Source organism: Halpernia humi, from assembly GCF_900108025.1.
Taxonomy (GTDB): domain Bacteria; phylum Bacteroidota; class Bacteroidia; order Flavobacteriales; family Weeksellaceae; genus Halpernia; species Halpernia humi.
Genome location: NZ_FNUS01000003.1, coordinates 45617 through 69267, shown reverse-complemented (window position 1 = coordinate 69267; position 23651 = coordinate 45617). Strand labels below are relative to the sequence as shown.

Genomic DNA, 23651 nt, shown 5'->3' with positions numbered 1-23651 from the left:
ATATTAATTTTGAGCCCAACAATCAATTACCAACTTTTGCACAAAACAGTTTCCAAAAATATACTACATATTTTAATTATCCTAATTTTTAACAATTTTTTAGCACAAACCGCGCCGAAAAATTTGCCGAAAAATAGGATAGTTTCAGATACCGTGAAGTTGAAACAAGATAGTTTGGGTGCAAAGGAGAAGTTAGAATCTACTGTGCAAACCAAAGCAGACAACATTAGAAATGATTTGCCGAAAAGCATGACTTATCTCAACAGAAAAGCGCAGGTAAAGTATGAAGATTTACAGATAGATGCAGATTATATCAGTATTGATTGGAAGAAAGGGCTCGTGTTTGCGCGCGGTAAACTAGATTCTCTAGGCAAAATAACGCAGCCTGTTGTAACCACGCAAGCCGGGAAAAAATATGAAACCGATCAGTTTTCTTATAATATTAAAACTAAGCAAGCCATTGCCTTTAATGCAAGAACGGAAGAAAGTGAAGGTGTTATTGTTGCGGAAAAAACAAAAAAATACAATGATTCTATCTTTTTTATGCGCCGCGGAAAATACACCACGGATCAGTATTTTTTAAAGAAAAAAGACAGCACAGCAGATTATTATTTATTGGCGCCCAACATTAAATTAATAAAAGGAAAGAAAAATTCACAGGTTGTAACAGGGCCAATTCAACTTTATATAGAGCAAGTCCCAACACCTTTGATTTTGCCGTTCGCTATTTTACCCTTTTCGGATAAGCGTTCTGCGGGGATTTTGATCCCGAGTTTTGGTGAAAGGCAGGATGTAGGATTTTTCTTAAACGGTCTCGGGTATTATCTTCCCATTGGCGACCATTTTGATCTGAAAATCCTTACCGATATTTACACCAAAGGAAGTTTCAATTTTAAACCTGAATTAAACTATAGAAAAAATTACCGCTATTCTGGTAATTTTTCGGCAGATATTGGCACTACAGTTCGGGGAATAAAAGGCTTGGATGATTATTCGAAATCTGGAACTTTTAGAATCTCATGGCGGCATCAGCAAGATGCAAAAGCCGATCCTCTGCTTACGTTTTCTGCATCGGTAGATATTGTGAGCACAAAATTTTATAGCAATACGGTAAATAACGACTATATTTTTAATCAAAACGTGCTAAATGCGCAGCAGAATTCTAGTATAAGTGTTATAAAACGGTTTTTAAAATTACCGATAACCATCACAGCATCAGGGAATTATTCACAAAATTTTTCAACTGGTAATACCGATATTCGTTTTCCACAGATGAATGTGGCCATCAATCAGTTTTATTTATTAAAGTCTAAAACAGGTTTAAGACAAGGCTTACTAGAAAATATAACAGTAAATACCGGTTTGAATATTAATAATTATGTTTCTGCACCACAAAGTGATTTGTTTACACAAGCCATGTTTGATAAAATGCAAACAGGCGTAAAAAATAATATTCAACTGGGAACGAACACTACAATTGCAAAATATTTTACCTTTTCATTATCTGCAAATATAGATAATGCTTTAACAACCAAAACTTTAACTAGGTTTTACGATCCCGTTACGAATCTTCTTGTAGATAATCTCAATAATAAACTTGCAGGATTTTCTAGTTTTTCTACAAGCGTAAGTTTGCAAACTACATTATATGGCATGCTGAATTTTAAGAAAACATCGCCAGTGCAAGCTATTCGACACGTGATTACGCCAAGCATTAGTTTCAATTATTCGCCGAATTTCGGTGAGTCAAAATATGGTTATTATAAAAATTATTATAACAACCGCGGAGAATTAACGCCTTATTCTATCTTTGATAAGGGCATTATTGGGACGCCAAATTCTAGTTTGGTAGAAAGTGTGGGTTTCAGCATCGGAAATAATATTGAGATGAAAGTAAAATCTAAAACAGATTCGACTGGCATAAAAAAGGTAAAATTATTTGAAAATCTAAATATTTCTGGTAGTTATAATTTCGCTGCAGAGAAATATAAATGGTCGGTCTTCAGCATTAATGGGCAATCTTCTTTCTTTAACAATAAATTGAATGTAAATACCAGTTTGGTTTTAGAGCCTTATCAAATTCTTTTTGCACCGGGTTCTGAAACGGGAATTAGGACCGAAAAATTTGGACATTTTAGTTTGCAGGGTTTCAATTTGCAATTAAGTTATCCTTTAAGTTCAGAAATTTTTGGAAAAGCAAAAGACCTTTCCAAGATCTATAAAACCAAAGGCCAGATTAGAAATGAAAATTATTATTTCGATGACGATAATTATGCGCATTTCAACCAATCTTGGACTTTAAATATCAATGCAAATTACGCTTACACCAGAAGTTTAACTAAATTTGGTACAAAAGTAGCGTCTGTAGGTTTAGATGGAAGTTTAAAACTTACTCCTTATTGGAATATTACGGGAAGCACAAATTATGATGTGGTTTCTAAGCAATTGGCTTATACAAGACTTGGTTTTTCGCGCGACCAAAGGAGTTTTACCATTAATTTTAATTGGGTGCCTTTTGGGCAATATAAAGTGTATGATTTCTTTATCGGCATAAAAGCCAATATTCTAAAAGATGCGGTGAAATATAAAGACAGAAGCTTCACCCAACCAAATGCACCATTTTAATTTAATTTAATTGATACTTTAAGAAGTAATATTTTATATTTGCGTACTAATTTATTTTTAATAATAAATTTTAAATCGTTTCAATATGTCAAAAAAAATCATTTCTACACCATTGGCGCCATCAGCAATAGGGCCGTATTCGCAAGCAAATTTCGCAAATGGAATTTTGTATATTTCTGGGCAAATCCCTGTAGATGCGGCAACCGGTAAATTAGTAGAAGGCATAGCAAAGGAAACGCATCAGGTGATGAAAAATTTGAAAGCCGTTTTAGAAGAAGCTGGAATGACTTTTAGAAACGTCGTAAAAGCCACAATTTTTTTAAAAAACATGGATGATTTTGCAGAGATGAATGAAATTTACGCCTCTTATTTAGATCCAGATTCTTATCCAGCGAGAGAAACAGTGCAGGTTTCTTGCTTGCCAAAAAATGTAGATATAGAAATTTCTATGATAGCGCATCAAGATTAAATGAATTTTTTAAGAAATACTTTTGCGGTTATAGTTGGTCTTGCTGTGGCAGGTATCATTATTACACTTGGGATAAAACTAAATCCTTCGTGGATTAATTATAGCCAACTTACACCTTTCCAAAATTGGGAAAGTGTGCTAAAATCTGTGCAACATAAACCTTATTTTTTCGTAGCACTTTTGGTCTCCACGGGTATTGCATCTACAGTTGGCGGTGTAGTTACGGCAATTATAGTAAAATATGCAAAAGTGGCTTATGCTATTTTAATTGGTTTTATTTTGCTTTTTATCGCTATGTTGGATATTATTATTTTCCCCTATCATCCTACATTTTACAAAATCACCATTTTTCTTACTTTTTTCCCTTTCGCTTGGATGGGCGGGAAGATTACAGAAGTGATTTTTGAACGAAAAAAGAAAATGGCTGCGAAACTTTTAAATAAGAAAAACTAATATAAACCAAGTTTGCGAGAATCTTTAGTTGGCTAAATATTGTTGTAGAACGAGTCAAATTTTTATCAGTCAGTATAATTTGGACATTAGCGGCTTTCGGGGATTGGAATAATTTAAACCTCCAAATTTGTGTGAATTGAATTCAATATAATTAATTGATTTGTATTCATTTTTTAAAATTAAGACAAAAAAAACGCAACTTTTAGGGTTGCGTTTTACGTTTAAAAATTTTATCATAGTCCGATAACTATAGTCGATCGGTCTATCATTGATTTTTTAAGGCATCTTGAAGCCTTTGGTATAAATTCTACCATAGCCGTCCACAAATTTCACGGATACATTGCCTTTGTAATCTTTTAAGATTTTTTCTACATCTTTTTGCGAATTCACTGGTTTCCCATTGATTTCCATGATTACATAATTATCTTGAACGCCAATTTTATCTAGTTCTCCACCATCAACTGTGTTTTCTACAAGAACACCGCTAGATAAGCCGTAATCTGTTTTCACTTTATCGCTCAATTCTTGAAACTCTGCGCCAATTTTTTCATGTACACTTAGGTCTGCTTTGCTTCTGGCAGAAGTGCCACCGTTTTGATCTTTCAATGTCACATTTGCTGTGTATTCTTTCCCCGCTCTTTTATAAGTAACGGCTAATTTATCGCCTGGTCTTCTGCTGCCAACTGCTACAGAAAGATCAGAAAAACTTAAAACAGGAGCGTTATCTATTTTCGTGATGATGTCGCCAGTTCTAATTCCTGCATCTTCAGCACCACTTTTTTCTTGAACACCAACTACATAAATACCAGTTCCACCTTTTATATTGGTTTTATTTTGTTGATTGTATTGTGCAAGTTGCATGTCATTAGATAAATCTAAAGAATTAACACCTAAAAATCCTCTTTGTACCAAGCCGTATTTTTTTAAGTCTTCAACTACTTTTCTGGCTAAATTTGCTGGAACTGCAAATCCATAACCTTCGTAATAACCTGTATTAGATGAAATTGCAGAATTTATCCCAATTAAATCTCCGTTTGTATTTACAAGAGCACCGCCGGAATTTCCCGGGTTAATCGCTGCATCGGTCTGTAAAAAACTTTCTATCGGCGTTTTGCTGTGTTGGCTTAGCAAATCAATACTTCTACCTTTTGCTGAAATAATCCCCGCAGTAACTGTGGAATTTAACCCCAAAGGATTTCCTACTGCTAAAACCCATTGCCCAACTTCTACATTATCAGAATTTGCAAAATTAAGATAAGGCAATCCACTTTCATCAATTTTTAATAAAGCAATGTCGGTATTAGGATCACGGCCAATTAAGGTTGCTGTGTAACTTTTTTGATTAGAAAGCACCACTTCTAATTTATTTGCACCAGCCACAACGTGGTTGTTAGAAATAATATAGCCATCTGGAGAAATGATGACGCCAGAACCTAAACTTGTTGGCATATTTTTCGGTGGTTGCTGTCTTTGTTGTGGTTGCTGTCTTTGCTGTCCGCCACCAAAAGGATTACCGCCACCGCCAAAAAACCAATCAAACATATCTTGGTTAGAAGAACTGTCGGGTCTATTGGTTTGATAATTTTTTATGGTTACAACCGCCGGAACCGTCATCTTTGCAGCATTTACAAAATCTTCGCTTGCGCCTTGCGTATTCATCGAGGCAAACCTCGCATCTTTGTTTGAACTATGGAAATATCCCGTATCTACATTATTTGTAGTAGTACCAAAATAATTAATGGCTCCAAAAGTAGTACCTGCAGAAATTACCCCTACTATGGCAAGTGGTAATAATTTTTTTAAACTGTTCTTCATTGCTTTATATACTTTTTTTTAAAATTAATATTCAAATTTACTAATAAATTGGTAGCATAAAAAGTACCCTTGTTTCAGTTTTAACGATACTTTAACAAGAATTATGCAATTTTAAAATTTCAGATATTTTTTCCTTTAAAAATTAGGAAACTTTAGCATTAAAATTAAATTTCACTTTTATTTAATTTTAAGATGTAATAAAACTTTACCTTTAAATGTCTTAATATTAGAAACTAAACTATGACTTTACAAACATTTGAAACTACGGTCTTTTCCCTGAAAGATGAAATGTACCGTTTTGCGAAAAAATATTTGCAAAGTTCAGATGAAGCAGAAGATTTGGTGCAAGATTTATTATTGAAATTTTGGCAGAAAAAAGAAGAACTTTTACAATATGCAAATCTTAAATCTTACATATTAAAATGTGTGAAAAATGATTGCTTAAACCGTTTAAAACACCATCAAGTAAAAATGAATTTCGCAGAAGTAAAACTTCACACTTCAGAACAATTTCAGATGGAAACCAATAATTTAAAAGATTTTATTTTAAAATATATTAATGAATTACCAGAAAAACAACGTCTCGTGATTCACTTAAAAGACGTAGAAGAGCACGAAATTTCTGAGATTTCTGAAATTTTGGAAATGGAAGAAAACGCAGTTAGAGTTAACCTTATGCGCGCAAGGCAGAAAGTAAAAGCACAAATTACCCAATTAATGAGTTATGAACACAGAACACTATCATAAATTACTCCAGAAATTTTACGACGGAGAAACAAGCGTTTCAGAAGAACAATTATTAAAAAACGCTGAACATTTATCGGCGGAAGAATCGCTTTATTTTGAATCTTTAAAACAAGAAAAGCAAGAAAAATCACGATTAAATTTTAACGATTTTATGGCTTTGACGGGTAATGAAAAAGTAATTCCTATTGCTACAAAATCATCAAATTTCAACTGGCTTTGGTTGGCCGCAAGTTTGGTTTTAATGTTTTCTATCGCTGCTTTTTGGTTTAATAATAAAGAAAACGCACAAGAAAAAGTGAATAGCCAATTGGCAACAGCCGATATTTACAAAAAAGCAAAAGTAGAGGTTTTGCAAGAAAATACTTACGAGCCACAAGAAGTAAAAACAGTTTCAGAACCGAAAAAAATGGCCGATAACAAAAGTGTTTTAGATGAAATTTTACCTAAAAAAGCACGAATGAAAAGAAAAGTTGTAGCGAGATACGTGGAAAACAAACCTTCTAAAAAATCCAAAGAAAAGCCTGAATACGAAAGCGGATACGTCATCATCAACGGACACAAAATTACCAGTGAAAAAGACGCGATTGATGTCACGAAATATTCGTTCCAGATTTTAGCAAATAACGTAAACCGAAGTGTTGATCAAGCGGAGGTTTTAAGTACTTTGAACCCAGATAATTAAAATTAATTAAATTAAAAAAAAGAAATCATGTATAAAAAAATAGCATTAATAATCGCATTTTTTTGCGCCGCAATTACCACTGTTTCGGCCCAAAAAGAAAAATTAGACCAATTGTTTGATCGCTATCAAGATTCTGAAGGGGTAACTTCCATCAAAATTTCGAAACCAATGTTTAGCATGCTCAATAAATTGAATTTGGGCGATGGCGAATTAGACCAAATAAAACCATTGTTAAGCAAAATAAATGGCCTAAAAATATTGATTATCGAAAAACCAAACGGAAATTTAGCAGATGGAAAAGGTTTAAAATCCAACCTCAATTATACCGGAATACAAACCGATATTTCTTCGATTTTGAAAAGCCTGAATTATGAAGAATTAATGTCTGTAAACAGCAAAGACAACAAGATAAAATTTCTTTCTGCTGGCGCAAAAGATGGTATTTTAGATGATTTATTGCTCAATATTTCTTCAGAAGACAACACTGTTTTGATGATGCTCGATGGAAAAATCTCTATGGACGACGTAAATAAATTGGTGAACGAAACCCAAACTTTTACAAGCACCAATTCTTTTACAAACTCAAACACCAATTCTTCTAATTCAAAAGTTACAAACCGCGATTCTGAAGAGCGTAAACTCGGCAGTTTTACGGGTATTGAAGTAACTTCGGGCATAAAAGTAAATTTCACACAGGGTGAGAATCAGGAAGTTCGTGTGGAAACCGATGAAGATAAATTGCAGTATATTTCTACCGTTGTACAAGGAAATACTTTGAAAATTTCAATTAAAAACCCTTCGAACAAAAATTTGAACTTTAAAAAAATATTTGTGAATGTTGTGGCGCCAGAACTTTCTAGGATTTCTACCTCTTCAGGTTCAAGTTTTGTGGTTTTAAATACTTTAAAAGGAAACGACATAAAAATTGAAACCACTTCTGGATCACTGGTTAATGGCGATTTTGAGGTAAAGAACCTCGCCAATTTTGAAGTTACTTCTGGCGCAAATCTAAATGCAAACCTCAAAGCGAACCAGTTAAATTTTGAAGGCACGAGCGGAAGCAACGCCACAATTAACGGCAAAGTTTATAAAGCCAATTTCGAAGTAACGAGCGCGGCAAACTGCAATGCACAAAATTTAGAGGTTGAAAACTCCCAAAGTAACGCCACTTCTGCAGCAAATTTAACCATCAATGTTTCAGGGGATTTAAAAGCAGACGCATCAAGCGGTGGAAAAATTCGATACAAAGGAACCCCCAAAAATATAACCGGAAATATCAGTAAAATTTCTGGTGGTAAACTTGTAAAATTCTAAAATTATGAATCGAAAAATTCTTATAAAAACCGCCTTTTTAGCCTTATTTTTTATGATGCTTCAATCTTGTGTGGTCTCATCAAAACCAAATATTGCCTATTTTAACGGAGAAGATTTATCTAATTCTGACGCCAACTATGTGAGTGTGAATGTGCCGCTTTTTTTAGCAAAACCGATGATTAGAAAAGCGTTGCGGGATGATAATGATGTAGATTCTAAAGAAGTTATGAATTTAATTAGAAAAGTTACTAAAGTGAAAATACTAACCGTGGAAAATGGCAACACAGAAATGGTCAAAAACTTTGCAAAAAACCTTCTAGATAACAATTACGAAGATTGGATGTCCATCAAACATAACGGCGAAAACGTCAATATAAAAGCGCAGCAAAGCGGTAATTTTATTAAGAAATTAATGTTGACCGTCAATTCTGGGAATGATTTGGTATTCATAGACATTCGTGGAAAATTTTCGCCAGAAGACATCACAAACTTGATAAATACAGCAAATAAATAAATTTTTCGTTAAAATTATTTCGCCATCCAATCGGATGGTTTTTTTTATATTTTTAATTGCTATTTTTACAAGGTGCAGCATCTGATAAAGCTTTTTTTCGTTTTCTTAATATTTTGTGGTTTTTCCGCGAAAGCACAATTGGATTTGGAACATTGGTTTCCGCCTGTTTTTCGTTCTGGTGGAAGCATGACGCAATTTTATCTTTATTTATCAACCGATAAAGTGACGCCGTTTCAGGTAAAAATTTACAATAATAACCAAGTTGTAGATTCTGTGATGGTAAGCAAAAGCCAGCCGGTGAGATATGAAATTAAAAATTATAATGCGCTTATTTATGCCACGGCAAATCGCTTGGCAATGAAAACCTCAAAATTAGGCCTTCACCTAGCCGGCGAAAAAAGTTTCTATGCCAGTTTAAGGATGTCTAGTTCACCCTCTACAGTTATTTCTTCTAAAGGAAAAACCGCACTTGGCGAAGAATTTTTTGCCGGGATGGAACAAAATATCGTGTACGACAAAGATCGGTCGATATTAAACTATCAAATTTCCGTGATGGCGACGCAAGATAACACCCACGTGAAAATTTCAAATTATGATGATAGATTAGTCTTCGCTGATGGTTCTACAGCAGATGAATTGGATTTTACTTTAAATAAAGGAGAATCTTACATGGCAGTTGCACTAAAAAAAGATGCAGATCCTCTCCTTGGTATTGATGATTATGAAGCCACGTTTATAGGTGCAAAAGTAACTTCAGATAAACCAATTGTGATGGATAATGGTAATTTTGAAAGTCAATATTTCGGGGAAAGTCCGGCGGATATTACTTTAGAACAAAGCATTCCGACTTCTAAAATTGGTAAAGAATATTTTTTGGTAAGCGGTATGACACCATATAAATTCCCCACAGAACGCGCCTTAATTATAGCCACCAAAGACAATACTAAAGTTTATTTTAATGACGATTCCCAACCCACAAAAACTTTAAACGCTGGAGAATTTTTTTTTACGGCACCTTATCTCCCAATAAAATTCATTAAAGGAAATATTCCAGATTTTTCTAATATTTTAGGACGCGTTATAGAAACAGGAGGGATGTATATTAAAACCACAGAACCTGTTTATGTCTATCAAATTTCTGGTGGTATTTACGATCATCCACCACCAAGAGCTTTGGATAAAACGTTCGGCCCAGAAGGAATGCTTTTATCTTTTCCTCTAGATAAAAATTATGAGCAAGATCCGCGGCAAAATTTGGAAAATTTGGTTCAAATTCCTTCTGTAAATTTAATTGGAAACAACCTTTTTGAAACTAAAATTTCTATAAAAGCGCCAACTGATGCAGATGTACAAATTAATGGATACAAACCACCTTTTTCACCAATGGTCGGTAAAGATGGTTGGTCTTATTTTACGACCTCGCTCGCAGGTGGAACATTAAATATTACCTCTAATAAAGGAATCAACGTAGATGCCGTCGGCGGAAAAAGATATTCGGGTTTTGGCAGCAGTTATACCGCTTTTTCTAATGATCCATTCATCATTGTTAATGGAAATTGCCTTCAAGAAGGGGTTTTTTTAAGGGTTAGCAATATACAATTTGATAAAATCCAATGGCGATTAAACGGCGTAGATATTCCTGGAGCAAATTTGCCAACTTACGAACCGCAACTTCCAGGAGTTTACACATGCGCTTTAAGTTATGCTGATTTTACTTTTATAACAGATGCAATAACGGTAAAAGATTGTCCTTACACTATTTCAACAAAAGACATTGGTGATGTTTGTCCAGTGTTTTTTGTAAAACCAGAGTTCAGTCCGCCCAATGAAAATCTAGATATTGTTAACTTAGAAATTTTAACCCAACCTCAACACGGAAATGTAGTTTTAGAAAATGGAAATTTTAAAATTACGATGAATCCCGCATTTACAGGAAAAGACAGATTTGTTTATAAAATTACCGCTGCGAATGGTTTTTATGAAATAGTGAAAATTGTTTTTAATACTTTACACGGCCCAATTGCTGATGTTTTATCAGAAATTCGCCCAATAAATGTTGCAAACCGGGTTTATTACTATGATTTATTTTCTGCTATTTTAAATCTAAATAATGAAAGCTTTGTTTTTTACGAAAATTTGGCCGATGCAGATGCAGAAACCAATCCCATCTCCTCACCCGAAAATTATGGAACAGCAGATCCAAGCGCCGTTTATGTAAGGGTTAAAAATAATGACGGCTGTTTTATAATTAAAAAAATAGATTTGCTTTTGCCCTATCCGTCGCCAGATAACGGCAATTTATTCCCGAATGTATTCACGCCAAATAATGATGGTTTTAATGATGTTTGGGATTATTCGGTTTTAAAAACGATGGAAAACGTGCAACTTCAAGTGTTTGATCGTTATGGGAAATTAGTATTCAAGCATACTTCGGCAAATTCATCTTTTAAGTGGAATGGTCTTGGCGCACAGCAAAAAAAATTAAAAACGCAAACTTTATGGGTGGTTTATTCTTATTTTGATCCTATTGTGCAGCAAACTTACCAAGGCTCGCAATGGCTTTTGTTAAAAAATAGATGATTTTAAATAAATGAAATATCTTTACGCAAATGTTTCATAGAAAGGTCATACTATTTTTTATATTATTTTGTAGTTTTTCTGCAAAAGCACAACTAGATTTGGAGCATTGGTTTGCGCCAATTCACTGGTTTGCAAAAGAAGGCTCGCCTGAATTTTATGAGGGAAAAATATATCTTTCTACACCACACGAAACGCCATTTTTAGTAAAATTATTTAGTGGAGATACAGTTATCGCAAGTTTTATGCTCAGTAAATCTTCGCCAATTGTTTATGACCTAAGTTCAAGTGTGTATTTCACGGGCGACAAATTTTTATTTAAACCTGTAACGCGTGGTTTGCATATTGCGGGTGCTAATAGTTTTTACGCCAGTTATAGAATTAGCAGTAGTTCGGGTGAAGAAGTTATTACTTCTAAAGGAAAAACTGCTATTGGAAAGCATTTTTTTATTGCTGCAGCACCGTCTTATGTAGAAAACTATGGTGTTTTTTTTACAAGTATCTATGCTACAAAAGACAATACGAAAGTTACGGTGAACAACAAACAAAACCGTATTGTTTTTGCTGATGGACAAAAACATTCTCAGTTTAATATTATTTTAAACAAAGGCGAATCTTATAATATAAAAATAAGTGCAAAAGATAATTACAGTTACAATCCTGCAGATATTCCTTATGCTTTTAGCAATGATGTATTTAATGATTTTATAGGAGCGGAGATTGTTGCTGATCAGCCAGTTTCCGTTGTAAACGGAAATTATATTGGCGAAGTTGCCTTTGATCAATCTTGGAATTTGCTTTATGACCAATCGCTCCCGGTGAAAAATCTTGGGCAAGAATATTTCTTGAGGATGGGTTTTTCTACTCAGCAAGGAAGTTCAGAAGGAGCGCTTATCATTGCTACAGAAGATAATACTAAAGTTTATTTTAATGATGAAACTACTCCAATTACTTTAAATAAAGGACAGTATTATTCAACGATTATAAGTAATCCCAATAAATTTATTGAACATGATGCCACAAACAGTGACGTGCAAAGAAATTTTGGATTATATGTGAAGTCTTCAGCTAAAATTTATTGCTACCAATTCACAGCAGGAACTCCAAATCAGTATAAAGGTAATTATTTTGGAACTTTTTGCCAAAGCATGGATTTGGTTTTGCCTTTAGATTCTAGTCTTCCCGGAACGGTAGATTTTGTACCGCAGTTTTCTAAAGTTGGTGCAAAAGTAAGTTTAGATTCAAGGCTTAATATCTATCTTCCAACAGGTCAAATTCCTTTTATTAATGATGTTCCGGTAAATACTTCAACTGGACCGTTTAACATAAAAGGGACAGATTCTTACAAATATTTTCAAGTAAAAATTCCAAAAAACACATTAGAAAATTTGAAAGTTTCAGCTAATTCTGGCTTAGTTTTAAATATTTTAAACGGGCATGAAAGACTTGCGCCAAATGATTTTGAAGATACGCGTGGTTTTGCAAGTCATTACACCGGTTTTTCTAATGATCCTTATATTATAAAAAAAGGAAATTGTATTCAGGAAGAAGTTTTATTATCATTAAATAATATTGATTTTGAAGGCTTTCAATGGCAATTAAACGGCGTAGATATTCCGGGTGCAAATTCGCCAACTTATGTCCCAATTGTTCCAGGTTCCTACACTTGCGTTTTGTCTTATTCCACATTTACTTACACTACAAAACCCGTTCAAGTTGATGATTGCCCTTATGTAATCTCTACTTTAGATTTAGGAGAAATTTGCCCAAATTTTACTATTGTTCCCAAGTTTTCTAAACCAAATGATAATCTGAATTTCATAAAACTTGAGATTTTAACACCACCAAATAATGGTTCTGCGGTGATTGAAAATGGTATAATAAAAGTTACAAATAATGCGGGATTTAATGCAAATGATCGCTTGGTTTATAAAATGACCGCAGCAAACGGATTTTATGAAGTTGTTAAAGTGAATTTCTCCGTTTTCGCAGCAGCAATTGGAGACGTAAAATCAGAAATTTTAAATGACAGTTTTGATGATCCAAATTACATTTATAATTTGAGTTCCGTAATTAATAATACTAATGGCGAAACTTTTCATTTTTATCTATCGCAATCTGATGCCGAAAACCAAGTGAATGAAATCTTTAATTTACTTGCTTTTACAACAGATAATCCGACTGAAGTTTTTGTGCGAATTTCAACCACAAATGGCTGTTTTATAATTAAGAAAATTAAATTATTAAAAAAACCATTAGAGCCACCAGTTGAGGTAACGTTGCCCAATGTTTTCACGCCCAACGGTGATGGAATAAATGATGTTTGGAATTATTCACTACTAAAAGATTATTCCGATTTAAAATTAGCAATATTTGACCGTTTTGGTAAAAAGGTTTACGAAAGAACTAACGATTCTGAAAATTATTTTTGGGATGGTAAAAATACTGAAAGGCGAGTGCTTCCTACTTCAACATATTGGGTTACATATTCTTACACTGTTAAAAATTCATCAGAAATAATTTCAAAAAGCATGTGGTTGCTTTTAAAAAACAGAGATTAAATTTCTTGCAAAATTTCTGTTTAAATTATAAAGGCGTATTTATTTTGAATTTTTAGTCATAAAAAAAATTATTGAAACAAAGTTCAATAAACTTTATGTATCATCAATACTAATCGGCATTACAAAGAATTTCACCAACTATTTTTGACTATTAAATCATTAAAAAAAACTAATCATCATCTTTCTTCTTTTCCATTTTTACAAAGGCGCTTCGTCTTGGTGCAGGCATTACAGAATTTTCGCCTTTCACCGATTTCCAGATTACTTCATTTAATTCCAAATCCGGAACTGAATCTTCTTTAGCCAAATTAAACGAAGCCGATTTTTTAGAACTGCTATTCACAGCAACATTCACGGCATCCAAATCTACATTTGCTTCGATGTGATTGTAAGGTTTTAAATTAATTTCTGGCGTAAAACATTCGTAAAAAGGCAAAGCCACTTCATCATATTGACTCATTGGCGGCAAACCTAAAACCAATTCCATTGTTCTTAAAGCCCCACTTGTAGAATACATTGTAGAAATTACTTGATTTCTTTTTGTATAAGGACTGATGACCAAAATTGGCGAGCGATGTGCATCAACATGATCTGAACCGTTTTGCGCGTCATCTTCTAAAACAATAATCAAAGATTCTTTCCAAATGGAACTGTGAGAAATATGATCAACCAATAAACCCACGGCCAAATCATTATCCGCAACATCCGCAGTCGGTGTGCGACTTCCCAATCGTTGCCCGCTTGTGTGATCGCTGGAAAATCTTAAAGTGCTAAATTGTGGCACTTCATTTTTCGCAAGCAATTCATCAAAATCTTTTTCCCAAACTTGGTAGCGCGTTATGTCTTTAACTTTCATATCAAAACCTGCATAACCGGGGCAAAAATTATTTTCTAATGAAGGAATGTTTGCTGTTTTTCCATCCGTAAATTCGCCATAAGTACGGTAAGTTAAGCCTGCTCTTTTGCAATAATCCCAAATAAAACCATCTCTTGGATAAGCGATTTTTCTAGAACCTTCAAAGTCATAAGTTCCGCCGCGACCACCGTAACTTATAGGCCAACTTTTTTCTACATAATCATTGGCATACGCTGCAGTGCTCCAGTTGTGGCCATCTGCGCTAACTTCTGCATCCACATAAAAATTATCTAGCAAGACAAACTCATTTGCCAACGCATGAATATTTGGCGTTACTTTTTCAGGAAAAAGGCATAGAGAATCTTGGCCGTTTCCTTTTTTTACATCGCCTAAAATCTGGTCGTAAGTTCTATTTTCTTTGATAATATAAAAGACGTGTTTAATCGGGCTTTTGTCTCCTAATTTATAGGGAATCGGATTGTCTTTTATAGAATTAATAGTTTGTAAAGGCTTTCTATTAGGAACATTTGCAAAAACTTGTTTGCTGTATTTTTCGAGTTGCGCTTCTTTTGGAATATCAATTATAGATAAAGTTCCTTTGAATAAACTACCAATATATTGCTCATTTTTTTTAACAGAAGGACTTTTTTGGTAACCGCTGTCGTCACTTTTGCTGATTGGTTTCGGACCATTAGGATTTGGTAAACTTGTAAATCCCTTGCCGTTGGATACAAAAATTTTATTTCCGAAACTTTTTACATTTGTGGGATACCATCCGGTTGGAATAAAACCTTTGCTAAAACTTTTCCCTGGATTTTCTACATCAAAAACAGCCAAACAATTGTTATCTGCATTGGCAATAAATAATGTTTTTTCATCTGACGAAAGCGCAAGTCCATTAGTTGTAGAGCCTGTTAATTTGGTTGGAGTAATGCTTGCGGAAATCACTTCGATTACTTTTTTCTTTGCAGTATTAATAACAGAAACAGAATTATCACCAGAATTGGCTACAAATAAAACCGTCCCTTTTTTGTTTAAACAAAGTTCATTGGGATTATTTTCAACTTTAATTTTAGACGTAATTTTTTTGCTTTGTGTATCAAAAACGGCCACTTCATCTGCGCCCCACAAAGAAATATATAAGTTTTTTTTATCCGGAGAAAGAAGGCAATCGTAGGCTTCCGCACCCAATTCTATTTGGTTTAAAACTTTTTTTGATTTTAAATCTACCACATACAAACTATTATTTTCTTTAGTTACGGTATAAAGAATTTTTGCTTTGTCATTCACTGCAATTCCTGTTGGGCTAATTTTATTTGGCCATTTTTTTCCGAGTTTTATTGTGTCGGCGGTTCCTAATTTTTGCTTGATAATTGGGTAAATTAAAATCATATTATCATTACCACCCGAAACATATAATTTTTTTCCGTTTCTACTAAAAGTTAGGCCATACCAAGATTCTGAAATTGGTTTTTCATCTAAAATTGTCTCTGATTTTGGATCAATCAATTGAATTTTTTGCGTGCTTTGTCCATTATTCGTCACTGCCAATAATTTATTAGAGTGAGATAAAGCCATATTTAAAGGTAAATCTCCCAAAGGCAAAGACCTTCCGGCTGGCGTTAAAGACCATCCGTTGGATAGCAAAATTTTTGCAGCTTTTGGATTATTTGTTGGCGTTTGTGCAAAAACGTGAAGCATTAACAAACTTGCTAAAAAAGAAAGAAAAAGTTTAGATTTCATAAAACATAATTTTCACGGCTAATTTAATTAAAACAGTTTCTATAATAACCAAATTTGAAAGGAATTAACAGAAGTTTAATGTGAAGTGCTTTTAATAGACCATAATTTAATTTGTTCGTATGCATAAAAAAAGTTAATCTATTATTTTCAAACTAAAACAGATTGAATTATTTGTTTTTGTTCGTCCTATTATGAAAAATCTCTATTTCTAACGAATTAAGAACAATACTTGATTTTTTTAAAAGTTCTTTTCTACAAACAGCAAATTAAGCAAACAGCAAATTTTAAAAAACATTGATTAAAAAATCAAAAATTAGGCGTTTTAGAATTTTATTTTAATTTTTTAATGCCCATTTCATAAAGCGCAAAACTTAGCAAATCACCATTTTCGCCAATTATTTGGTCTGTAGATTTACCTGCGCCATGGCCGGCATTGGTTTCAATTCTAATCAAAACCGGATTATTGCAGGATTGCTTTTCTTGTAGATTCGCTGCAAATTTAAAAGAATGCGCAGGAACAACTCTATCGTCGTGATCACTTGTAATAACCATCGTTGCGGGATAACAAACGCCTTTTCGAACATTTTGAACTGGAGAATAAGATTTTAAATATTCAAACATTTCTTTTGAATCTTCGGCAGTTCCGTAATCGTAACTCCAGCCTGCGCCGGCGGTAAATTTGTTGTAACGCAACATATCCAAAACGCCTACGCCTGGGAAAGCCACTTTTGCTAAATCTGGTCGCATCGTCATCGTTGCACCCACCAACAAGCCACCATTTGAACGGCCAGAAAGTGCCATGAAGTTTTTAGAAGTATAGCCTTTTTTCTGCAAATATTCTCCCGCGGCAATAAAATCTTCAAATACATTTTTCTTTTGCATTTTTGTTCCAGCATCGTGCCATTTTTTACCGTATTCGCCACCACCACGGATGTTTGGAACGGCGTAAATACCACCATTTTCCATCCAAATGGCGTTCACCACAGAAAAAGAGGGCGTGATACTAATATTAAAACCGCCATAACCGTATAAAATAGTTGGGTTTTTACCATCCATTTTTAATCCTTTCTTATAATTAATCATCATTGGGATTCTTGTGCCATCTTTCGAAGTATAAAACACTTGTTCGGAGACAAAATTTTCAGGATTAAATTTTACTTTTGGCTTTTGGAAAACTTCAGATCTGCCGCTTTCTGCATTAAATTTAAAAGTGGTTCCGGGCGTGATGTAATTGGTGAAAGAATAGTACAAATCTTTATCATTTTCTTTACCACTAAAACCGCTTGCAGTGCCTTTTCCGGGAAGTGTAATAGTGCGGATGAGTTTCCCATCATAGTCGAATTGATCTACGCTTGTTAAAGCATCTTTCATATATTTTGCAAAAATATATCCGCCGCCGGTGGAAACTGATAGAACGTTTTCTGTTTCTGGTATAACGTCCGTCCAAACTGTTGGTGAGTTGATGTTAAATTTTACCAAGCGCATATTGGGTGCGTCTTTGTCTGTCATTGCATAAATAAAATCACCTTTAGTATCTACAACATTGGTGTTAAAATCATATCCTTTTTGAATTGCGATAAAATCCGTATTGTTTTTTAAATCTTTTACATAAAGTTCATTCCCATTGGTTGCATTTGCGGCGTTCAAAAATTCATAACGTTCATCTTCAGAAAGATAAATCCCCATGTAACGTCTTTTGAAATTTTCACCACCTATAATAAGTTGGTCTTCACTTTGCTTTGTGCCCAATTTATGAAAATATACTTTTTGCGAATCTGTTTTTGCCGTCAGTTCGCTGCCTTTAGGCTTGTCATAACTACCATAAAAGAAACCTTCTTCGCCTAACCAAGAAGCACCAGAAAATTTCACATCTTGTATGGTTTCGTCGATTTTCTCTTTAGTATTTGCATCTAAAATTATTATTTTATGCCAATCAGAGCCACCTTCAGAGAATGAATAAGCAACCAAGTTTCCTTTTTTATTAAATGAAACGCCAGCCAAAGAGGTCGTGCCATCAGCAGAAAATTTATTAGGATCTAAAAAAACTTCTGTATTTCCATTTTTATCGGTTCTGTATAAGACCGCTTGTGCTTGCAGTCCATCATTTTTATAAAAATAGGTAAAATCCCCTTCTTTAAATGGCGCGCCGATTTTTTCATAATTCCAAATGTCTTTTAGTTGCGCTTTTATTTCTTCACGATAAGGTATTCTTGAAAAATAATTTTTTGTAAATGCCGCTTCTCGTTGCACCCAATCTTTGGTGTCTTTGGCTTGGTCGTCTTCTAACCAGCGATAAGGATCTTGAACCACAGTTCCAAAGTACGTGTCGGAATGAGCAATTTTTTTAGTTTCAGGATACTTTAATTTTTTATTCATGGTTTGGGCGGAGCAAGAAGTACCGATTAAGATGGCTATTGCACTAAAAATTAGGGGTATTTTCATAGAAAAATCATTTTATCAAAAATAAGAAAATTAATATAACATTTGTAACTTAAATTTAACATACTTTAAATATTCCTAGGTTAAAAAGGAACATTATTTGCATTGTTCAGAAAAAATAAATAAAATTTTAATGAATAAAGAAACCACCATTTTGCTTGCAGGAAGTTTTGGCATCTTCGCCGCTTTGGGATTTTTTGCGATTAGGAAGTTTATCAAAAATAAACGGTACAAATTGTATTATGACGATTACCATTGTCATTTTGATGCATTGCAAGAAAAACAAACTGCAGATGACGGTATAGAATATTTTGCCTTTAGATAAATTGTTTTTCGATATGATGTCTATTCTGGTTTCCTAAAAGCCAGATTTTTTTTAGTTCAAGAATAAATAGTTACACGTCGAAAGGCAACGTGTATATAAAACACACCGAAAATTATTTTAGTAAAAACATAAATCTATAAATACCTCAAGTTTTATAAATGGCAAGTTGCAGAAAAATTTTCGACTTCGCTTTAAACCAATTCTTATTCCTATTTTTGCAGTATAATTTTAAGACACAAAATGAAGCAGTTTTCCGGCAAAAGAAGCATCCAATTATTAGGTCATATTTTAAATTCTTACGGAATAAACGATATTGTGATTTCGCCTGGTTCTAGAAATGCACCTTTGGCAATCCACTTTTCTGAGTTAGATGATTTTAATTCTTACAGCATTGTGGATGAAAGAAGTGCTGCTTTCGTGGCTTTGGGAATGTCAAAAAAAACAAAAAAACCTGTGGCGATTACTTGCACAAGCGGTTCTGCGTCTGCAAATTATTATCCCGCACTTACAGAAGCATTTTATTCAAATATTCCACTTTTGATTTTAACGGCAGACAGACCTTCAGATTATGTTGATATTTTTGACGGGCAAACCATTCGCCAAAAAGACATTTACAAACACCATTCTTATGGCGATTTTCAACTTTTGGAAGATTCTAAAGAAAATTCAGAAAGCGAGAATTTTGATATTATTAAAAAAGCGGTTGAACTTTGTATCGACAATCAAGGGCCAGTTCACATTAATATTCCTTTAGAAGAGCCGCTTTATAATTTGGTTTCAGAAATGCCGATTTTTCCAGAAGTTGAAAAAACCATTCAAAAAAAACCTTACGAATTACCTTCAAATTTAATTGCAGAATGGCATCTTTCTAAAAGAATTTTGATTTTAGTCGGAACACGTGATTTCAGTGAAGAACTCGAAATGCAACTCAATCAATTGGTGAAAAATCACAGCGTTGTGGTTTTAAGTGAAGTCAATTCTAACCTTAAACACGACAAATTTTTCTCGCATATCGATCGCTATATTTTTAATTTCACGGATGAAGATATGCGAACTTATTCGCCAGATTTATTAATCACAATTGGCCAAAACGTGGTTTCTAAAAAAGTAAAATTTTTTCTAAGAAAAGCGAAGCCCAAAAGTCATTGGCACATTGATCCTTTTTGGCAACCCGACACCTATTTTGCTTTAACTGAAAAAATTGAGACAAAACCTGAAACTTTTTTCAGACTATTTTTAAATAAAATAAATCTTGAACCTCAAGCATACTACAATTTATGGGATAATTTGCGCGATAAAAAAGATGCAAAGCATATAGAATATTGCAAAAAAATCGGATTTTCAGATTTTAAACTATTTGAAAATTTAGCCAAAACAATTCCTGAAAATTACAATATTCATTTTAGTAATTCTTCTGCGATTCGATACGCACAATTATTTCATTTTACACAAAAAAACATTTACTGCAACCGCGGCACGAGCGGCATTGACGGTTCAACATCTACCGCGATGGGTTTTGCCATGAAAAGCGAAAACCCTACACTTTTGGTGACGGGCGACATCAGTTTTTTCTACGATATTAATGGATTATGGAACCAATATATTCCGCCTTATGTGAGAATCATAATTTTTAACAACGGCGGCGGCGATATTTTTAAAATTATTCCAGGACCGGATTCTACGAATGCTTTGGACGAATTTATTTTGACAAAACACAACCGAACTGCGGAACGTTTGGCGGAAGATTTTAAGTTTGAATATTTTAAAGTGGAAGATGAACTGACTATGGAACGAGTTTTAGAGAATTTTTTTCAACACAGTTTGAAACCAAAAATTTTAGAAGTGCTTACAAAAGATGTGGAAAATGCGCAGATTTTGAAAGATTATTTCGCGGAAATGAAGTAGTTCTATTAACCACAGAGACACAGAGTTTTTCACAGAGTGCACAAAGAATTTTTACAATAATTCTAAAAAATATCAATCTCAGTGTTTTTCGTGTAAGTCCTTGTGTCTCTGTGGTTAGAAAATGTGTTTTTAAATCTAATCTATTTCGTTAGAATTTTTCGGTAAATTATTTATGATTTCCAACGGATAAATAATCTCATCAAAACCAATCATCGCGTTGATCATTTGGAAATGAGAAAATTCTTTTAAATTTTGAAGATTAATTTCAGTTTCTTTTACTTTTTTTGATGCTAAAAGCGATTGTCTCTGCACGCCATTTAACAAAAAAGTAGTTGGCGTAAACCATTGTTTTCCCTTTAAAAAAAGTAAATTGGAGTAAGAAGAATCTGTAATGTGGTTGTTTTTTATGATAATTATTTCATCAGATTTGGCTTGGTTTTTCATCAAATCAAAAATCTTTCGGTCTTCAAATTTGAAGGAATAATCCACCGTATTATTTTCCACTAGAGAAAATTCATTTAATTCTGAAAAGGCATATGGAATAACGTGGGTCGTATATTTTGAATTCAAATCATAAACAATTCTCAGTTTATAAAGTCCGTCTTCATCATGCTCTAAATCCTTGAAAATCTTATCTAAATCAATCGGATTTTCCTTTCCAAAATTCTTGAAAGTCTCATTCACTCGTTTTTGGTGCAAGTCTAAATTAAAAATTTCTTGGTCTTCTATCTTAATGCTTTCAATGAACTGGGACATAAATTTTATTTTTCATTTCTGTGTATTCGTCTGCTAATTTACTCAAATGTGTAATACCACCACCACTTTTAAAAAGAAGATTTTCACCTTTTTTTTCTATAAATCTAATCATCACGCAGGAATCTAAATCTGCGCCATCGAAATAGCCACAAATGCCCGTGTAGAAGCCTCTTTGGTGAGTTTCTGCTTCTAGTATTATTTCTAAAGTTTTTTGTTTTGGCGCGCCCAGAATGCTTCCAGCGGGAAGAAGTGCGTCTAAAATACTTCCGATTTTATTTTGAAATTCAGGTTTTAACCGTCCTGAAATTTCAGAACTCATCGCGTAGAGATTTTTTTGTTTGGTTTTTATTAAGTCTATCCGCTGAAATTCATCCACTTTCACTTCGTTTGCAACCATCGACAGATCGTTTCGCAACAAATCTACAACCGTGTAATGTTCCGCTTTTTCTTTAATGTCATTTTTCAGCGTTTCTATCGCGTTTTCTTTGGAAGCGTCGATTGTTCCTTTCATCGGATGCGTGAAAATTTTTTGATTTTTAATCTCTATGAAAGTTTCTGGAGAAAAAAACACGAAATCGTCACTTTTGCAGACTTTGTATTTTTCTTTGGCTAAAAAAAAGAAATCTTTTAGGCTGAAATTACTTTCAATAGCCGTTTCACAAGTGTAATTAACTAAATAGGAATTGCCGAGTTTTATGTTTTCTTGCACTTTTTCAAAGCCAATTCTATACTCACTTTTAGTTTGTGGGAACGATTTTAAACTTAAATGTTTATCAATAACTACATTTTCAACATTTTTAAAATTTGGAAATTGTATTAGAAGTTCACTCTTTTTTAGGTCTTCTTCCGTATAAATCTCAATATTTTCTTTTTTAAAATCAACCATAAAAAAGAAAGCGTCGCCATTTTGCGACAGCAAATCCATTTCTAGAAAATTATTTTTTAGTTTCGGAAACATTCTGCAAAAGTAAGGATAGAAGTGTATTTTTGCACAAAGTATTTTATGAAATCGCTCGAAACTGGTTTGCTAACAATTGAAAAATCATCGATATCGCTATGATTTGCAAACGCAAACACCTATAAAGATTGAGCGATTGCAAATGACCTTAAAAGATAATAAAAATCTACATATGAAAAACCAAACATCGAATAAGAGCAATATTGAAGAAATCTTACGGAACGCCGTCAATTATTGGGCGCTCACTTTAAATATACAAATTATTTTTAGTTTGTTGTATTTCTCCACAGTTTATCTTTTGAGTTTTTATTTTTTTAAATATTACGGCTTGATGCCTGAATTTTTAAAAGCGGTAAAAGTGGGTGAAACTGATTTCGCAGCGATGCAAAAAGGAATTTTAGAATTGCAAAAAACGCAAAATTTTGCAAGTTTTTTGATTGTTTCGGTTATTATAAAAGCCCTAATGTTTCCTTTAAATATTGGTTTTTTTGCCATTTATAGAAAAATAGATGAAAAATTGCCGTACAGTGTTTCAGATTTGTATGCAGGCTACAGAGGTTTTAATTTTTTTAAATTTTTTGGCTTTGCAGTTTTTTGGGGATTTATCTATCTTTATGCAAATATGGCTTTTTTACCCCTGGTTTTGGTTTGGGCTTTCATCACCATTTTTTCTGCGCCTTTGATGTTTTTTATGAATGTCACTATTTTTGAAAGCATTCGTCTTACGATAAAAGCCATTAAAATTGATTTTTTCACTATTTTAATCTGTTGTATTTTGGCTGGTATTTTCAGTTATTTTGGTATTGTTTTCTTTTTTGTAGGAATTTTAATTACTTTTCCGTTTTGGAATGCCGTTATTTATAGCATGTATCAAAAATATTTTAATGAAATCAAAAAATAAAACTGTTTTAT

General features: G+C 33.4%; 17 protein-coding genes. 12 read left to right on the top strand and 5 right to left on the bottom strand.

The window, feature by feature from the left end; genetic code table 11:
- The first annotated feature begins 9 nt into the window (after positions 1–9).
- The 3 genes from C4S29_RS07330 (at position 10) to C4S29_RS07320 (ending at position 3547) form a co-directional block, all read left to right on the top strand.
- Complete coding sequence (locus C4S29_RS07330; RefSeq protein ID WP_233740514.1) at positions 10–2625, top strand: putative LPS assembly protein LptD; 2616 nt, start codon at positions 10–12, stop codon at positions 2623–2625.
- 85 nt (positions 2626–2710) lie between these two features.
- Complete coding sequence (locus C4S29_RS07325; protein WP_103913502.1) at positions 2711–3094, top strand: RidA family protein; 384 nt, start codon at positions 2711–2713, stop codon at positions 3092–3094.
- Positions 3095–3547: a hypothetical protein gene (locus C4S29_RS07320; protein WP_103913501.1), complete on the top strand. Its 453-nt coding sequence runs from the start codon at positions 3095–3097 to the stop codon at positions 3545–3547. It begins immediately after the preceding gene.
- Positions 3548–3823: 276 nt separating this feature from the next.
- Here C4S29_RS07320 and C4S29_RS07315 read toward each other — a convergent pair whose 3' ends face one another.
- Positions 3824–5362: a trypsin-like peptidase domain-containing protein gene (locus C4S29_RS07315; RefSeq protein WP_103913500.1), complete on the bottom strand. Its 1539-nt coding sequence runs from the start codon at positions 5360–5362 to the stop codon at positions 3824–3826.
- 240 nt (positions 5363–5602) lie between these two features.
- On the opposite strand from C4S29_RS07315, the gene C4S29_RS07310 reads away from it, so the two are divergent.
- From C4S29_RS07310 to C4S29_RS07285, 6 genes are all read left to right on the top strand, one after another.
- A complete protein-coding gene (locus C4S29_RS07310; protein ID WP_103913499.1) occupies positions 5603–6109 on the top strand; it encodes an RNA polymerase sigma factor in 507 nt (168 codons plus the stop codon).
- Entirely contained in the window at positions 6087–6791 is a 705-nt protein-coding gene (locus C4S29_RS07305; protein WP_103913498.1) for a hypothetical protein, read from the top strand. The genes C4S29_RS07310 and C4S29_RS07305 overlap by 23 nt, the downstream gene beginning before the upstream one ends.
- A 27-nt stretch (positions 6792–6818) precedes the next feature.
- On the top strand, positions 6819–8105 hold the full coding sequence (locus C4S29_RS07300; protein ID WP_103913497.1) for a DUF4252 domain-containing protein: 1287 nt from the start codon (positions 6819–6821) through the stop codon (positions 8103–8105).
- A 4-nt stretch (positions 8106–8109) separates the two neighbouring features.
- Complete coding sequence (locus C4S29_RS07295; RefSeq protein WP_103913496.1) at positions 8110–8619, top strand: DUF4252 domain-containing protein; 510 nt, start codon at positions 8110–8112, stop codon at positions 8617–8619.
- 144 nt (positions 8620–8763) lie between these two features.
- The gene (locus C4S29_RS07290; RefSeq protein ID WP_221405524.1) at positions 8764–11199 is read left to right on the top strand and encodes a T9SS type B sorting domain-containing protein; all 2436 of its coding nucleotides are present in this window, start codon (positions 8764–8766) and stop codon (positions 11197–11199) included.
- A 29-nt stretch (positions 11200–11228) separates the two neighbouring features.
- A complete protein-coding gene (locus tag C4S29_RS07285) occupies positions 11229–13757 on the top strand; it encodes a T9SS type B sorting domain-containing protein (RefSeq protein WP_103913494.1) in 2529 nt (842 codons plus the stop codon).
- A 169-nt stretch (positions 13758–13926) separates the two neighbouring features.
- Here the strand turns inward: C4S29_RS07285 and C4S29_RS07280 are convergent, their stop codons facing one another.
- Both C4S29_RS07280 and C4S29_RS07275 read right to left on the bottom strand, forming a co-directional pair.
- A complete protein-coding gene (locus C4S29_RS07280) occupies positions 13927–16356 on the bottom strand; it encodes a glutaminyl-peptide cyclotransferase (RefSeq protein WP_103913493.1) in 2430 nt (809 codons plus the stop codon).
- A gap of 330 nt (positions 16357–16686) precedes the next feature.
- The gene (locus tag C4S29_RS07275) at positions 16687–18798 is read right to left on the bottom strand and encodes a prolyl oligopeptidase family serine peptidase (RefSeq protein ID WP_103913492.1); all 2112 of its coding nucleotides are present in this window, start codon (positions 18796–18798) and stop codon (positions 16687–16689) included.
- 130 nt (positions 18799–18928) lie between these two features.
- On the opposite strand from C4S29_RS07275, the gene C4S29_RS07270 reads away from it, so the two are divergent.
- A complete protein-coding gene (locus C4S29_RS07270) occupies positions 18929–19120 on the top strand; it encodes a hypothetical protein (protein ID WP_103913491.1) in 192 nt (63 codons plus the stop codon).
- 240 nt (positions 19121–19360) lie between these two features.
- The gene (gene menD, locus C4S29_RS07265) at positions 19361–21025 is read left to right on the top strand and encodes a 2-succinyl-5-enolpyruvyl-6-hydroxy-3-cyclohexene-1-carboxylic-acid synthase (protein ID WP_103913490.1); all 1665 of its coding nucleotides are present in this window, start codon (positions 19361–19363) and stop codon (positions 21023–21025) included.
- 135 nt (positions 21026–21160) lie between these two features.
- On the opposite strand, the gene C4S29_RS07260 is transcribed toward menD, so the two are convergent.
- Both C4S29_RS07260 and C4S29_RS07255 read right to left on the bottom strand, forming a co-directional pair.
- Entirely contained in the window at positions 21161–21781 is a 621-nt protein-coding gene (locus C4S29_RS07260) for an aminotransferase class IV (RefSeq protein ID WP_103913489.1), read from the bottom strand.
- Positions 21765–22739 (bottom strand): aminodeoxychorismate synthase component I, encoded by a 975-nt coding sequence (locus C4S29_RS07255; protein WP_103913488.1) that lies wholly within the window; start codon positions 22737–22739, stop codon positions 21765–21767. Before C4S29_RS07255 ends, C4S29_RS07260 begins: the two co-directional genes overlap by 17 nt.
- A gap of 172 nt (positions 22740–22911) precedes the next feature.
- Between C4S29_RS07255 and C4S29_RS07250 the strand changes: the two genes are divergently transcribed.
- Positions 22912–23640: a hypothetical protein gene (locus C4S29_RS07250; RefSeq protein ID WP_146063277.1), complete on the top strand. Its 729-nt coding sequence runs from the start codon at positions 22912–22914 to the stop codon at positions 23638–23640.
- Positions 23641–23651: the final 11 nt, after the last annotated feature.